The 14610-nt window shown below is 69.6% G+C and carries 13 protein-coding genes; 6 read left to right on the top strand and 7 right to left on the bottom strand.

The features are described from left to right. Positions 1-22 precede the first annotated feature (22 nt). A complete protein-coding gene (locus WS66_RS10680) occupies positions 23-1819 on the bottom strand; it encodes a sensor histidine kinase (protein ID WP_059601229.1) in 1797 nt (598 codons plus the stop codon). Then, the gene (locus WS66_RS10675) at positions 1816-2463 is read right to left on the bottom strand and encodes a response regulator (RefSeq protein ID WP_059601231.1); all 648 of its coding nucleotides are present in this window, start codon (positions 2461-2463) and stop codon (positions 1816-1818) included. The genes WS66_RS10680 and WS66_RS10675 overlap by 4 nt, the downstream gene beginning before the upstream one ends. Before the next feature lie 282 nt (positions 2464-2745). On the opposite strand from WS66_RS10675, the gene WS66_RS10670 reads away from it, so the two are divergent. Together WS66_RS10670 and WS66_RS10665 are read left to right on the top strand one after the other, a co-directional pair. Continuing rightward, positions 2746-3198 (top strand): hypothetical protein, encoded by a 453-nt coding sequence (locus WS66_RS10670; protein ID WP_059601233.1) that lies wholly within the window; start codon positions 2746-2748, stop codon positions 3196-3198. 102 nt (positions 3199-3300) lie between these two features. Continuing rightward, the gene (locus tag WS66_RS10665; protein WP_059601235.1) at positions 3301-5319 is read left to right on the top strand and encodes an LssY C-terminal domain-containing protein; all 2019 of its coding nucleotides are present in this window, start codon (positions 3301-3303) and stop codon (positions 5317-5319) included. Between the two features lie 179 nt (positions 5320-5498). Here WS66_RS10665 and WS66_RS10660 read toward each other — a convergent pair whose 3' ends face one another. From WS66_RS10660 to WS66_RS10650, 3 genes are read right to left on the bottom strand one after another with little or no spacing between them, the layout of a single operon-like run. Next, positions 5499-7979: a flavin-containing monooxygenase gene (locus WS66_RS10660; RefSeq protein WP_059601237.1), complete on the bottom strand. Its 2481-nt coding sequence runs from the start codon at positions 7977-7979 to the stop codon at positions 5499-5501. After that, positions 7966-9693, bottom strand: a complete 1728-nt coding sequence (locus WS66_RS10655; protein ID WP_059601239.1) for a GMC family oxidoreductase — start codon at positions 9691-9693, stop codon at positions 7966-7968. The genes WS66_RS10660 and WS66_RS10655 overlap by 14 nt, the downstream gene beginning before the upstream one ends. A 26-nt stretch (positions 9694-9719) precedes the next feature. Further along, positions 9720-9911, bottom strand: coding sequence for a hypothetical protein (locus WS66_RS10650; RefSeq protein ID WP_059601241.1), 192 nt, complete (start codon positions 9909-9911; stop codon positions 9720-9722). Positions 9912-10055: 144 nt separating this feature from the next. Between WS66_RS10650 and WS66_RS10645 the strand changes: the two genes are divergently transcribed. Both WS66_RS10645 and WS66_RS10640 read left to right on the top strand, forming a co-directional pair. Further along, positions 10056-11099 (top strand): AraC family transcriptional regulator, encoded by a 1044-nt coding sequence (locus WS66_RS10645; protein WP_059601243.1) that lies wholly within the window; start codon positions 10056-10058, stop codon positions 11097-11099. A gap of 76 nt (positions 11100-11175) precedes the next feature. After that, positions 11176-11685 (top strand): GNAT family N-acetyltransferase, encoded by a 510-nt coding sequence (locus WS66_RS10640; protein WP_059601246.1) that lies wholly within the window; start codon positions 11176-11178, stop codon positions 11683-11685. An 8-nt stretch (positions 11686-11693) separates the two neighbouring features. Here WS66_RS10640 and WS66_RS10635 read toward each other — a convergent pair whose 3' ends face one another. Then, positions 11694-12647 carry a hypothetical protein gene (locus tag WS66_RS10635; protein WP_059601248.1) on the bottom strand — a complete coding sequence of 318 codons (954 nt, stop codon included), beginning with the start codon at positions 12645-12647 and terminating at the stop codon, positions 11694-11696. Between the two features lie 58 nt (positions 12648-12705). Next, on the bottom strand, positions 12706-12828 hold the full coding sequence (locus WS66_RS34665) for a hypothetical protein (protein WP_006752127.1): 123 nt from the start codon (positions 12826-12828) through the stop codon (positions 12706-12708). A 191-nt stretch (positions 12829-13019) separates the two neighbouring features. Between WS66_RS34665 and WS66_RS33620 the strand changes: the two genes are divergently transcribed. Together WS66_RS33620 and WS66_RS10630 are read left to right on the top strand one after the other, a co-directional pair. Next, on the top strand, positions 13020-13253 hold the full coding sequence (locus tag WS66_RS33620; protein ID WP_151049956.1) for a hypothetical protein: 234 nt from the start codon (positions 13020-13022) through the stop codon (positions 13251-13253). Between the two features lie 77 nt (positions 13254-13330). Next, positions 13331-14578 carry a YbfB/YjiJ family MFS transporter gene (locus WS66_RS10630; RefSeq protein ID WP_059601250.1) on the top strand — a complete coding sequence of 416 codons (1248 nt, stop codon included), beginning with the start codon at positions 13331-13333 and terminating at the stop codon, positions 14576-14578. Positions 14579-14610 lie beyond the last annotated feature (32 nt).

Here is a 14610-nt window from a genome sequence, read left to right as displayed (position 1 = left end):
TTCCGCCGCTGCATCCTCACCCTTACCCCTGCGTCCGCGACGCCCCCGGTGCTTCATGCGCGATCGCCACATGCGCCGACGCCACCGGGATGTCCACCTCCACCGTCGTTCCCTCGCCGAGCGTCGTATCGATCCGCAGCGTCCCGCCGACGAGATACGCGCGCTCGCGCAAACCGACCAGCCCGAACGATCCCGACTTGCGCGGCGCACCGGGATCGAATCCCGCACCGTCGTCTCGAATCGTCAGCGTGATCGTCTCGTCACGATAAACGAGCGCCACGGTCGCGCTCGACGCGGCCGCGTGCCGCGCGACGTTCGCGAGCGCTTCCTGCGCGATGCGGAACACGGCCGTCGCATACGGTTCGTCGAGGTGCAATTCGCCCGGCTCGACGTGCAGCGCGCACGCCATGCCGTGTCGGTGCCGGAAATCCTCCACGAGCCATTGCATCGCGGCCGCAAACCCGAGGTCGTCGAGCATCAGCGGGCGCAGGTCCGACGCGATGCGCCGCGTGGCCGTTACCGCGCCGCGGGCGAGCGCATGCATCGCCGCGATCTTGCGCGCCAGCGTCGCATCGTCCTGCGGCACGCGGTCGAGCAGCCATTCGAGATCGTTCTTCAGCGTCGCGAGGGTCTGCGCGAGTTCGTCGTGCAGTTCGCGTGCGATGCGGCGCTGTTCGGCCTCGCGTGCGCTCGCGCTGATCGCCGCGATCTCGCGCAGCTCCTCGCGCGACGCCTGCAGCGCCCGCTCCGCGCGCACGCGCTCCTCGACTTCGCGCCGCAGGTCACGGTTCGACGCGCTCAACTGCGCGGTGCGGGCTGCGACACGCTGCTCGAGCCGTTCGTTCGCCTCGTTGAGCTGCGCGCTCTTCTGCACGACGAGCAGGTGCTGATAGCGCGCGCCGGCCAGCGCGCGCACCGTCTGCGCATGCAGCCGGCCGTTCTCGAACAGCAGCGCGAACAGCACGACGCCGGACGCGACGAGCCCGTAGGTCCGCCCGGCGTAGAAGCCGAGGTCGAAGCGTCCGTGGTTCAGCATCGACGACAGCGCGATGTCGAACAGCCATGCGACGAGCACGATCATCACCCACAGGTCGAGCACGGAATGATGGCGCCGCTGCCGCCACATCAGCACGAGCGCGGCAAGATTCAGCGCCCAGACGACCGCGATCGCGTTCGTCATCGTCGAGGCCATCCGGTTGCCCTGCATGATGCGGGGCAGCAGGTCGTGGCCGGCGGTCGCGAGCAGTGCGAGCGCGCCGGTCGCGCCGGCCGTCAGGACGATGCAAAGCAGGAGCGGAATCGCCGCGCGGCGCTGCTCGAGCGACGGCGGATGCGCGCGCGGGGCCGCGCGCAGCAGCGCGTATGCGGCGACTGCCAGCGGAAAGCCACCGTGCCAGAACAGATAAAGCCACGCGGTGGTCTGTTCACCCGCGCCGAGCAGGCCCGTCGGCGCGAACAGCCCCGGAAAGGTCAGCATGTGCGTGCCGGCCATGAAGCCCGTGAACAGGTAGCCGCCGGCGAGCGCGAGCAGCGATTTCTCGCGCAGGATCGCGTACTGGCCGAGCAGCAGGCCGGCCGTCACCATGTCGTTGACGACGATCGCCGACTGGTACACGGGGATGAAGCCCGACACGTGGGCAAGCGGCATGCCGGCGAACGGCGCGAGGGCGATGAAGATCATGGCCGACACGACGACTGTCGCAATCGCGAGCCGCCGCTCCCGCCGGTCGGGCGGCAGCGACGACATGAACAGGCGCGACGGCTCCGACGTGTCGTCGTCATCGGCCGCGGCCGGGCGGAAGCGCAATGCGGGCATCATGCGTCGTCGATGCCGAGATCGAGATCGTGGCGCATCGCGTAGCGCACCAGCGCGGCTTCGTGCGGCAGCTCCATCTTCTCGAGGATGCGCGTCTTGTAGGTGCTGACCGTCTTCGCGCTCAGCGTGAGGTCCGCCGCGATCCGCGTGACCGTCTGGCCCGCGACGATGCGGCGCATCACGTCGAGTTCGCGCTCGGACAACCGCTCGTGCGGCAGGATTTGGGATGGCGCCCGCATCGTGCGCGCGAGGCTTTCGGCCGCCGACGCGCTCACGTACACGCCGCCGGCCGCGACCTTGGTGACGGCCTGGACGAGTTCGGCGGTCGCGCTGTCCTTCGTCAGGTAGCCGGTCGCGCCGGCCTTGAACGTGCGCGCCGCGTACTGCGTTTCCGCATGCATCGTCAGCACCAGCATGCGCAGCGATGGCACCTGCGTCTTGACTAGCCGGATCAGCTCGATACCGGTCGGCGCGGGCATCGACAGGTCGAGCAGCAGCACGTCGGCGGCGCAACGCTCGGCCAGCGCGAGCGTGGCCGCGCCGTCGCTCGCCTCGCCGACGATCTCGAAACCGCCGGCCGTTTCCAGGATGTGACGCAGTCCGTCTCGCATGACTGCGTGATCGTCAGCCAGAATTACCCTGATCATCTAGCGGCCCTCTTTTGGATGACGCGGCGGCGGTTCTTCCGATCAATATATGCCGCCGAATCGGGAAGTGGTGCTCCCGCGGGACATTTTTGAGACATCTGGGGGTCGAATGTGTCTTGAAGCGAAATAATCGTCGTGAAATGGCTCGGGCGGTAGGGGCAGACGGGGAGGGTATTCCCGAGGAATCGTCACGGCCGGGCAGACGGCGTGCCTCGCGGCCCACCCTGATTCAGGGATAAACTGGTGCCCGATTGCATCGTCCAGACCCGAGGAGCCGCCACGATGATCGATCTTGCCGACATCCTGCCGTCCGCGTTGCCCGCCGCCGTCGCGTGGGCCGACGCGCAGGCGGCTCACGGGCTCGTGCGGGGCGTGCCGCTGACGCCCGCGCAGGCCGACGACGCGCGTACCGTGGGCGTCGCGCAACCGGAGCGAATCCGCGTCGTGGTCGCCGACCGGCTGCCGTTCCCCGACACGCCGGCGCTGGGCGCGATCGCGCGCGACACCGGTCTGCTGTCGCCGGGGACGATCGGCCTCACGCTCGGCCATGCGGTGTTCGTGCTGCGCGGCCACGATACGCGACGCCTGCTCACGCACGAATTCCGCCATGTGCATCAGTACGAGGAAGCCGGGTCGATCGGCGCGTTTCTCGCGCGTTATCTGCACGAGATCGCGACCGTCGGCTACCACGACGCGCCGCTCGAGGCCGACGCGCGGCAGCACGAGTTCGACTGACGCCGCCAGCCGGCGCGAACGCGCACACACGCCTATGAACCTTCCTCACGCCATCGCCGGCCCGATGCGGACCCGTCGCGCCGCCACGCCGCGCGGCCCGCGATGAGCGACACGATCCACGCGTGGCTCAGTGCGATTGGCGCGCACCCGGCGCTGGTGCTGGCGATCGTGTTCGCCACGGCCTGTGCCGAGGCGATCGCGTTGATCGGCACGGTCGTGCCGGCCGGTGCCGTGATGTTCGCGGCCGGCACGCTGATTGGCGCGGGCGCGCTCGACGGCTGGACGGTCGTCGGCGTCGCGGCCGCCGGCGCGATCGTCGGCGACGGGATCAGCTACGAGCTCGGACGCCACTACCGCGGTGCAATCCGGAATGGATGGGTCCGGCTGGGCTACGCGGATGCGTATGCGCGCGGCGAGCAGTTCGTGCTGCGCCACGGCACGAAGAGCATCGTGCTCGCGCGCTTCCTGGCGCCAGTGCGCGCGGTCGTGCCGGTGGTCGTGGGGTGCGCGACGCTGCCGCGCCGGTCATTCTATCCGGTCAACGTCGTGTCGGCGCTGATCTGGGCGCCGGTGCACATCGCGCCGGGCATCCTGTTCGGCGCGTCGGCGCTGCTGGCCGCGGCGATCAGCGTGCGGGTCGCCGCGATTCTGCTGGTGGTCGCCGCGCTGGTCGCGCTCGTGTGGATCGGCGTGCGTGTCGCGCTGCGGCGCGGCTGGCCGCTGCTGCACCACGCGCTCGTCGCGGCCATGTACGCGTGCATACGCCGCTGGCCGCGGTTCGGCGCGCGGGTGCACGACATGTTCGTGCGCGTGCGCCGGCTGCCGGGCGCGGTGCCTGTGTTCGCGCTGCTGTTCGTCGGCTGCGTGTGGCTGTTTGCCGGCATCGTTCAGGACGTCGTCGCGAACGATCCGCTGATGCACGCCGACATCGCGCTGTATGCGTTCCTGCAGAACCTGCGCACGCCGCCCGTGGATGCCGCGATGCGCGCGCTCGCGGTGCTGCACGGGCGCGATACCGGGCTGATCGTCGCGGCCGCGTTTCTCGTCTGGCTGATGATCCATCGCTGCTGGGTGACGTCCGCATGGTGGCTCGCGACGGTCGGCATCGCGGTCGTGCTCGTGCCGGCGTTTGGCGCCGGCTTGCCCGGCACGATGCCCGCGAACCTGCCGCCCGGCGCGTTGCACGTGCCGCTGCCCGACGCCGATGCGGCGTTCGCGATGCTCGCGAGCAGCGGCATCGGCTGGGTGCTCACGCGCGACCGGCCGGCGCTGTGGCGCATCCCGGTCGTGACGGCGGTCGTGCTGTGGATCGTGCTCGGTGGTTTCGCGCGACTGTACGTCGGCGATACGTGGTTGTCGGGCTTGCTCGGCGGCTGGAGCCTCGGGCTCGCGTGGTTCGCGATGCTGGCGGGCGCCTATTCGTACTGGCGCGTGCGCGAGCACGTGCAGCCGCGGGGCGCACTCGTCGCGGTGCTCGTCGTGCTCGCGACGACCGGCGTCTGGACCGTGCCCGCGCAATGGCAGCTCGATCGGGCGGCGCGTCCGCACGTGGGCGACGTCGTCGCGATGACCGTCGATCAGTGGCTGCGGGGCGGGTGGCAGCGCGTGCCGACGCGGCGCTCCGAGATCGGCGGCGATCGCGAGGAATATCTGCCGCTGCAATGGTGCGCGACGTCGGACACGCTCGATCGCCATCTGTCGCTGGCCGGCTGGCAGCGCGCGACGCCGTGGTCGCCCGCCACGACACTGCGCTGGCTGCTGCCGCAGGCGCCGGCCGATGCGCTGCCCGTGCTGCCGCGCTACACGCATGGCCAAAGCACGCGCCGGGTGTTCGTGCGTGTCGATCCGGCCCGTCCGGACAGCCGCCTCGTACTGCGGCTGTGGCGTTATCCGTATGTGCTGCAGGACGCGCTCGGCACGCGGCCGCTGTGGTACGGCGCGCTGTATCGCGAGACGCTGCATCGGCCCGCGCGACTGATGACGATCGTGCGCACGACGACCGTCGACGATGCGGCGACGATCGCGCAGGCGCTGAAGATCGAGCCGACGATCGAACAGCCGCCTGCGGGGATGAGCGCGGCGCCGGCCGCGATGCTGCTCGTGTGGATGGTGCAGCCTTGAAGCGCGTGCGGCGCATCGGGCGTGCGCCGGTTGCGCGGGGACGACGGACAGGTGCAGGCCGACCGTCTTGAGTGCCGCGAGCAGAAGTCGATCGGCTTGCCCCACGCAACGGGCATGTCCATGTGCACGCCGGCCGTGTATTCGCCAGGCGTGAAGCACTTGCCGGCAACGCCGGAACTTCACGGCGTCGTCGCCGTCGCCGCTACCCGCTGCGCAGCAAACCCTGCCAGCGTGCGCAACGCGTCCCGCGCCGAGCGCAGGTAAAACGCCTGCAGATGAAATACGTGCCAGCGCGCGGTATGGATCTCGAGCCGGCACGGCACGCCGCAGGCGAGCGCATGCGTCGCGAGTCGCTGCGCATCCGACAGCAGCACTTCCTGATCGCCGGCCTGCACCAGCATCGGCGGCAAGCCGCGCAGATCGGTGTCGAGCGGGCCGCGCGCCGCAGCCGAGCCTGCGCCGTGATACCAGCGCAACCCCTGCTCGAGCCAGCCGCGCCGGATCATCGGATCGTCGTGGCGGCGCGATGCGAGCGTCTCGCCACCCAGCGTCGGGTCGGTCACGGGCGAGATCAGCAGCAGCGCGGCCGCGGCCGGCTCGCCGCGCTCGCGCAGCGCGATGGCCAGTGCCAGCGCGAGCGCGCCGCCGGCCGAATCGCCCGCAATCACGATCCGGTGCGGCGCGTAGCCCTGCACGCGCAACGCGTCGTATGCGGCCAGCGCGTCGTTCAACGCCGCCGGGCTCGGATGCTCGGGCGCGAGCCGATAGTCGGGTACCCACACCGGCAGGCCGGCTTCGGCCGCGAGCCGGGTCGTCACGCCACGATGGGTATGGGGGCCGCCGAGACAGAACGCGCCGCCGTGCAGGTAGAGGATCGCGCCGCCCGCGTCGCCGTGCTTCGGCGCGATCACTTCGACCGGCACGCCGGCGGCGGACGTCCGGTAGCGCAGCGTGCCGCTCGCACCCGGCATCAGCGGCGACAGCAACGCGACGACGCGGCGCTGCATGCGCGCGCCGAACGGCGGCCCGATCAGCGGCCGGAACGCGACGCGCAGGAAACCGCGCAACGACGCGGCGGCAAGCGCTTCCACGCGGCCGGCGGGCGGCGCGATAACGGTGCCGTGCGTCGGCGTGACGGCGTCGTGTGCCGGCGTGGCGGTGTCGGGCAGCGGCTGCGTGAAGCGGTACGCGGACAGTCCTGTGAAGCGCGTGATCCATCGATAGGTCAGCGTGAAGCCGGGCCAGTTCGTGCTGTTGTGGCCGGACGCATCGACGTACCAGCTCTTGCAGCCGCTCCACACCGAGCCGTCGAGCCGCTGCTGCACGTGCGTGTTGTAGCGTCGGTAGCGGCGCGGATCGACGTCGATCGCGCGTGCGCCGTCGCGCCGCAGCGCGCGCACGCAGCGCATCACGTGCGCGATCTGGCTTTCGAGCATGTAGACGATCGAGTTGTGGCCGAGGTTGGTGTTCGGGCCGTACAGCATGAAGAAGTTCGGGAAGCCCGGCACCGTGAGCCCGAGATACGCCTGCGCGCCGCGTCGCCAGGCGTCGTTCAGGTCGAGGCCGTCGCGGCCGGTGATGCGCATCGGCGACAGGAACGCGGTCGCCGCGAAACCGGTGCCGTAGACGATCGCGTCGACCGGATGATGCACGCCGTCGTCGGTCTCGATGCCGGTCTCGGTCACGCGCCGGATGCGCTGCGTGACGAGCTCGACATTGTCGCGGTCGATCGCGGCGAGGTAGTCGCTCGACAGCAGGATCCGCTTGCAGCCGATCGGATAGTCGGGCGTCAGCCGTTCGCGCAGCGCAGGGTCGCGCACGTCGCGCGCGAGCAGCTTGAGAAACGGCCGGCCGACCGCGACATCCATCAGCCCGTGCAGCCGCGTGAACGCGATCGCACGCGATTCGTAGCGCACGTAGATCGACGCGCGATGCAGCTTCATTGTCCACGGCAGCCGGCGGAACAGCGCCCGCTCCCACGGACGATACGCGCGGTCCGGACGCGGCATCACGTAGGCCGGCGAACGCTGGAACACGACGAGGCGCTCGACGTCGCCGGCGATCGCGGGCACGAACTGGATCGCCGATGCGCCGGTGCCGACCACGGCGACGCGCTTGCCCGCGAGCGGATAGTCGTGATCCCAGTGCGCGGAGTGGAAAGCGCGGCCGCGAAACGTGTCGATGCCGGGCAGGTCGGGCATCGCCGGGCGGCTCAATTGTCCCGTGCCGCTGACGAGCATGGCGGTGCTGAGCGTCGTGCCGTCGGCGAGCGTGACGTGCCACAACCCACGGGCCTCGTCATACTGCGCGCGCTGGACGTCGGCGCCGAAACGCAGATGGCGCGCGAGGCCGTACTTGCGCGCGCAATGCTGCAAGTACGCATGGATTTCTGGCTGCGGCGCGAATACGCGCGACCAGTCCGGGTTGGGCTCGAACGAGAACGAGTACAGATGCGAGGGCACGTCGCACGCGGCGCCCGGGTAGCGGTTGTCGCGCCACACGCCGCCGACGTCGTGCGAGCGTTCGACGATCACGAAGTCGCGAATGCCGGCGTGTTGCAGTGCGATTGCCATGCCGATGCCGGCGAAGCCGGCGCCGATGATGATCGCCGACAGCGGCGCGGCCGGTTCGGCGCAACGGGAGGCTTCAGGCGACGACATGGCGGGTCTCCTCGGTATGAATCGCATCGTGCGAATCACACGATGCAGGAACGGCGTCGCGATGCGCTGGCGCAAGCGCCGCTTCGCATTCCACGTTGGCGGATGATCGTGCCGGCACGCGCCGCACGTCTCGAATCAGGTCGACGGCCTTCTCGGCGATCATGATCGTCGGCGCATTGGTATTGCCGCCGATCAGCGTCGGCATGACGGACGCATCGACGATGCGCAGCCCCGTGACGCCATGCACGCGCAATTGCGGATCGACGACCGCGAGCGCGTCGTGTCCCATCCGGCACGTGCCGACCGGGTGATACACGGTGTCGGTGCGCCGGCGCAGCACGTCGCGGATCTCGTCGTCGGTCGTCACGTTCGCGGTGAACATGTCGCGCGTGATCCATTCGGCGAGCGCCGGTGCTTCCATCAGCGTGCGCGTGAGCCGGAAGCCGGCGACCATGTCGTCGAGGTCGCGCGGATCGTCGAAGAACGCGGGGTCGATGCGCGGCGCGGCGAGCGGATCGGCGCTGCGCAGCGTGACCGAGCCGCGGCTGCGCGGCCGCAGCAGGCACACGTGGCACGACAGCCCGTGACCGGCATGCAGCCGGCGCGCATGATCGTCGACGAGCGCGACGACGAAGTGCAACTGGATGTCGGGTGCATCGAGGCCGGGCCGCGTCTTGAGGAAGCCGCCGCCTTCCGCGAAATTCGACGTCAGCATCCCGCGCCGTTCGCGGCGAAAACGCGCGAACTCGCGCAGCATGCGCAGGCCGCCGCGCGCGGACACGCCCATCGTGTCGACGCCGCGCACGCGGTAGCCGAGGATGAAGTCCGGATGATCCTGCAGGTTGCGGCCGACGCCGGGCAGGTCGGTGCGCACCGGAATGCCGAGCCGCTGCAGTTCGCGGGCCGGACCGACGCCCGACAGCATCAGCAGCTGCGGCGTCTGCAGCGCGCCCGCCGCAAGCACGATTTCGCGCCGCGCGCGCAGCGTGCGAACCTCGCCGCCCTGCCGTACCTCGACACCCGTCGCGCGCGTGCCATCGAACAGGATGCGCAGCACCTGCGCGTGCGTTTCGACCGTCAGGTTGTCGCGGCGGCCGATGTGCGGCAGCAGGTATGCGCGCGCTGCGCTCCACCGCTCGCCGTGCTTCTGCGTGACCTGGTACAGGCCGACGCCTTCCTGTTGCGCGCCGTTGAAGTCGTCGGTGAGCGGCAGGCCGGCCTGTCGCGCCGCTTCCAGGTAGCGCGCATGGAACGGGTTGCCGGTGCGCAGGTCGCTGACCCACAACGGGCCGTCGCGGCCGTGAAAGGCGTCGTCGAAGCGCTCGTTGTGCTCGCTCAGGCGGAAGTACGGCAGCACGTCGTCGTAGGACCAGCCTTCGTTGCCGAGCGCGGCCCAGCCGTCGTAATCGACGCGATGGCCGCGAATGTAGACCATTGCGTTGATCGCGGACGAACCGCCGAGCGCCTTGCCGCGCGGCTGATAGCCGATGCGCCCGCCGAGCCCCGGCTGCGGCACCGTGTCAAAGGCCCAGTTGTTCACGCGGGTCGGCAGCATCACGACCGCGCCGGTCGGCGCGTTGACGATCGCGTTGTCGCCGCGGCCGCCGGCCTCGAGCATGCAGACGGTGACGGCCGGGTCCTCGGTGAGGCGCCCCGCGACGACGCAGCCGCCCGAACCGCCGCCGACGACGATGTAATCGAACGTTGTGCTCATGAAATCGTCTCCCGATGGTCGATGGTTCACGCGCTGCACGCCTGCGCGTGCAGCGGCGGGTCGAAGCGCCTGTCGGACGGCGCGCTGCGGCTGCGGCGCCCGGTGTCGTTGCGGGACTCGTGCCGCGCGCGCGAGCGTGGTCCGCGATGCCAGCGGTCGAATGCGTTGCGCGGGAGTTCGAAGCGGGCGGCGAGGTCGGATGGGCGACTCGGTCGCATGGTGTCTCCTCCGGGGGGCGTTGGCGTCGTTCACGCGACGACTGATGACGCCGATGGTGCGGGCCGCATGGGAAAACACCAATGCTGCTTCGGGACAATTGTTTTAGTATTTGGGCCAAGTCGGCGCTTCGAGGGTTTCTCCGCATGAGCTTCTGGGACTTCACCCGGAGTCCGGCCAGCGCGCGGCTGCTGGTCGATTTCGGCGACGAACGCGGCGTGCCGCGCACGAAGTTGCTGGCCGGCACGGGCCTCGTGGACGCGCAGCTCGACGATCCGAAGGTCGAGGTGACGGCCGCGCAGGAACTGCGGTTGACCGGCAACCTGCTGCGCGCGCTCGGGCGCGCGCCGGGCCTCGGGTTCGAGGTCGGACAGCGCTATCACTTCTCCGCGTACGGCGTGTGGGGCTACGGGCTGATCGCGAGCGCGACCGCGCGCGACGCGCTGGCGCTCGCGATGCGCTTCCTGCCCCTCACGTATGCGTTCACGGTGATCACGTACCGCGAGGAGCCGGAGACGGGGGTGCTGAATTTCGGCGCGCCCGAGCTCGATGCCAGCCTGAGCCGGTTCCTCGTCGAGCGCGACATGGCGGCCGCGGCCGTGCTGCTGCAGGAGATCGGCGGGGGCGATTTCGCGTTGTCGCGCTTCACGATGCAGGCTGCTCGTGCGACGAGCGCGTCCGCTTCCACGCCCGTGCTGCGCATCGCCGGCGTCGAGCCTGCGTTCGGCGCGCGCGCGAACAGCCTTGCATTCGATCGCGCGTTTCTCGATCGGCCGCTGCCGCATGCGAACCCGCTGACGGTTTCGATGTGCGAGCAGATGTGCAGCCAGTTGGTCGACGCGCGGCGCGCGCGGGTCGGCACGTCGGAGATGGTGCGGCAATATTTGACGGCGGCGCCCGGTAACGTGCCGTTCTCGCTCGAGGACATGGCGCGGCTGATGAGCACGAGCCCGCGCACGCTGAAGCGCCGTCTGCAGGAAGAGGGCACGACGTTCCGGGTGCTGCTCGCGCAGGCGCGCGGCGTGATGGCCGAGACGCTGCTCGGCGATGCGCACTTGTCGCTGACGGAGGTGGCCGAGCGGCTCGGCTTCAGCGACCTGTCGAGTTTCTCGCAGGCGTTCAAGCGCTGGTATGGTGTCCCGCCGGGCGCTTATCGCAGCGGCCTGTTGCGCGACGGCGGCCCGCAATGACGCTCCGACGCCGTGTCGCGCCACGCGCGTCGGCTCGCACGCGCGCATTCCCCGATCCCTTCACGAGAGAACCCGCATGATCACGCTTCGCCCGATGACCGAAGACGATTTCCCCCGCTTCTGGCCCACGTACCACGCGATCGTCACCGCGCAGGAGACCTATGCATTCGATCCTGCGGCGACGCGGGAGGCCGCTCGCGCGCAGTGGCTCGACGCGCCGCTCTGCACGTGGGTCGCCGAGGAGGATGGCGTGCTGCTCGGCTCGTACTACCTGAAGGTGAACGCGGCCGGGCCCGGCAATCACGTGTGCAACTGCGGGTATATGGTTGGCGAGGCCGCGCGCGGCAAGGGCGTTGCCCGCCTGATGTGCGAGCACTCGCAGCAGGTGGCGCGCGAACGCGGCTTTCTTGCAATGCAGTTCAATTCGGTGGTCGCGACCAACGAGGTGGCGGTGGCGCTGTGGCAGAAGCTCGGCTTCGAGATCGTCGGCCGCTTGCCGCGCGCGTATCGCCACGCGCGGCTCGGCTTCGTCGATTGCCTGGTGATGTACAAGTGGCTCGGCGACACGGCGGCCGCCGAGGCCTGATTCGACAGTCAGACGGCGAACGCGCCGTCGAACACGATCCGCTCGTCGAACGCGAGCGTGCCGCGCGCGAAGATCAGGTCGAGGTGGTGGCTGCCGTTCGCGCCGCCGCCGAGGCCGAGATGCAGCCCCGGATGGCGTTCCTCGAACCCGGCGTTGCGGCCATACAGCGCACGGATGCCCAGATTCGTGCCGATGCCGAATTCTTCGATGCGCCGGTGATTGTCATGCCGGTCGAGGTACGACGCGAAGTCGCGGCGGAAGCCCGCGTCGTCGCTGTCGAAATCGACGATCAGGCTGTCTTCGACGTGCAGCGTCGCGAGCCGCTCCGTCACGCGGTACTTGATCGCGAACGGCACGGTGCCGAGGAACGTGCCGCTGAATACGATCGAGCCGTGCAGGTCGGTGACGTGCGTCGCGATCTTGCCGGGCACGACGTCGAGATTGCCCATCCCGTCCACGCTCGTCCATTTCTGGTCCGGTGAAAGCGAGCCGGTCAGCGTGTTGCCGGCTTCGTCGATGAAGCGGATCCGCGATGCGCGCGCGGCCGCTTCGATCAGCCGGCCGTTGCGGGCGGCGATGTCATCGAGCGATTCCGCGAACGCTTCGTCGAGATGTGGGCCGTAATCCTTGAACAGTACCGACTTGCTCCAGTGCTCGACGATCGCGGGACGGATCGCGGCCAGGAACGGCGGGCCGCTCGGCGAGGGTGTCGGCAGGCACGACGAGTCGTACAGCAGCACGAACAGATCCGCGCGCGCGAGCGCGGCGGCGATGTCGGCGGGCGGGGTGGTTTCGAGGCAGAGGGTTGTCGCGTCGAACGAGTCGGGCAGGGCGGAAAACGCGCGCAACGCGACGTCGCGGTTGCGGGTGTCGTAACCGACCAGGAGTTTGCCCGTTTCGCCGCGTGCGAGCTTGTCGCGCAGCGCCGGGTGACAGCCGAGCGCGCGGTGCAGGTTCAGCATGCGTGTCTCCGGAAGCGGCGGAAGGGCCGCGGCCCTTCCGCGGGAACGGGCTGGCCGCTCAGACCGGCCAGAGCGCGGTGCCGAACGGCACCACGGCATCCTCGACCATCATGTCGACGGCCTCGGGGTGCGTGTCTTCCTGCATCCAGTCAAGCAATTCGATCTGCCGGGTTTCCTGCATGTCAATTCTCCTGTGGTGAACATGAGCGATTCAACATGAAAGCGCGGTAAAGGGATTACCGCGCTCGTCCGGAATTTTTTGAATGCCGGGCGAGTGGCGTCGATATTAGTCTGATGATTTACCGAATGCAACGCGTTGCATCGTTTTTAGCTGTGGTGTGCTAAACAAGCAGGTTCGCTGCATATCGCGCAATGAAGGCGAATGAATCGGATCGTGAAGGCCGTGGATTAATTGTTTTGAATATCGAGGCCGTCAATGATGAGTTCATTCATGTGATTTATTTAAATTGCGAGTGCAATCGCGTCGATCGTTTCGGTTTTCATCATTCGCGAACGATGCGCACGCGGCTGGCGTTCATGCGAACTGTCCGCCAGCAGTCGACGAGCCGGCTCCGGCGGCTGCCACGATTTTCTGGCACCATCTGACGACTTCGCGTGCGGGCCGCAGCCGCGCGCGCACCGCCGTCCCGGCGGCACGATGCAAACCACGATGGAGACATGCGATGCGCACAGCGCCGCAACCGGAGCACGCCGGCCGAGCACGGCCGCATGCCGGCGCCACCGAATCCGACCGGATGGCAGCATGGCGGCTCGCGATCTGCCTGTCGCTCGGCAGCGCGATCGCGCTCGGCCTCGCGCGCTTTTCGTATGCGTTGCTGCTTCCGCCGATGAAGGTCGATCTCGGCTGGAGCTTCGCGCAGGCCGGCGCATTGAACACCGCGAACGCGGCCGGCTACCTGATTGGCGCGCTCGTCTTCCCGTTCCTGTCTCGGCGCTGGCGCACCGGCACGCTGCTGGCGGCCGGCTGCGCGCTGACCGCGGTGCTGATGGCCGCATGCGGGTTCTCGTCCGGCATGAACGCGCTGCTCGTCGAACGGCTCGCGACAGGCGTCGGCAGCGCGCTGATCTTCATCAGCGGCGGCGTGCTGGCGGCGCGGCTCGCGTCCGCGTCGCCGCGCGATGCGGGGCTGCTGCTCGGGCTCTATTACGGCGGCACGGGGTGGGGCATCGTCGCGTCGTCGCTGCTGGTGCCCGCGACGCTCGTACATCGCACGCACGGATGGCAACCAGCGTGGTTCGCGCTCGCGGTCGCGTGCGTGCTGTTCTCGGCGATCGCCGTGGCGGCGGCGCGTCGCATCGAGCATGCGCACGCGGCACCGGCCGTGCGGCGCGACGGCGCCGCGCCGGCGGCGAGCGCGAGCCCCGCGCGCTTCGCGCTCGCGCTCGCGGGCTACGGACTGTTCGGCGTCGGCTATATCGGCTACATGACGTTCATCGTCGCGCTGCTGCGCGGCACGGGGATGAGCGGCACGGTCGTGTCCGCGTTCTACGTGATGCTCGGCGTCGCGACCATCGTGTCGGCGCGGCTGTGGTCGGGGTTGCTCGACCGGATGCGCGGCGGCCAGGCGCTGGCCGTGCTCAATGCGTTGCTCGGCGTGGCGACGCTGATGCCGGCGCTGTTCGCGCATCCGGCGGCCGCGTTCGCGTCGGGCGTGCTGTTCGGCGCGACGTTCCTGTCGGCGGTCGCGTCGACGACCGCGTTCGTGCGCCACAATCTGTCGCCGGAAGGCTGGGCGAAGGGCATCAGCGCGTTCACGACGATCTTCGCGTTCGGGCAGATCGCCGGGCCCGTCGCGATCGGCTGGGTATCCGACAGCGCGGGGCTCGCGCGCGGGCTCGTGTATTCGGCGCTGACGCTGTTCGCGGGCGCGGCGCTCGCGGCGGGACAGCGCGCGTTGCGCTCGGCGTAGCCCTGCGCGATCGGCGAGCGCGGCACCGTTTT

This window comes from Burkholderia sp. LA-2-3-30-S1-D2 (assembly GCF_001523915.2).
Taxonomy (GTDB): domain Bacteria; phylum Pseudomonadota; class Gammaproteobacteria; order Burkholderiales; family Burkholderiaceae; genus Burkholderia; species Burkholderia diffusa.
The sequence above is the reverse complement of the archived record's forward strand: the minus strand, read 5'-3'. Positions and strand labels throughout refer to the sequence as shown.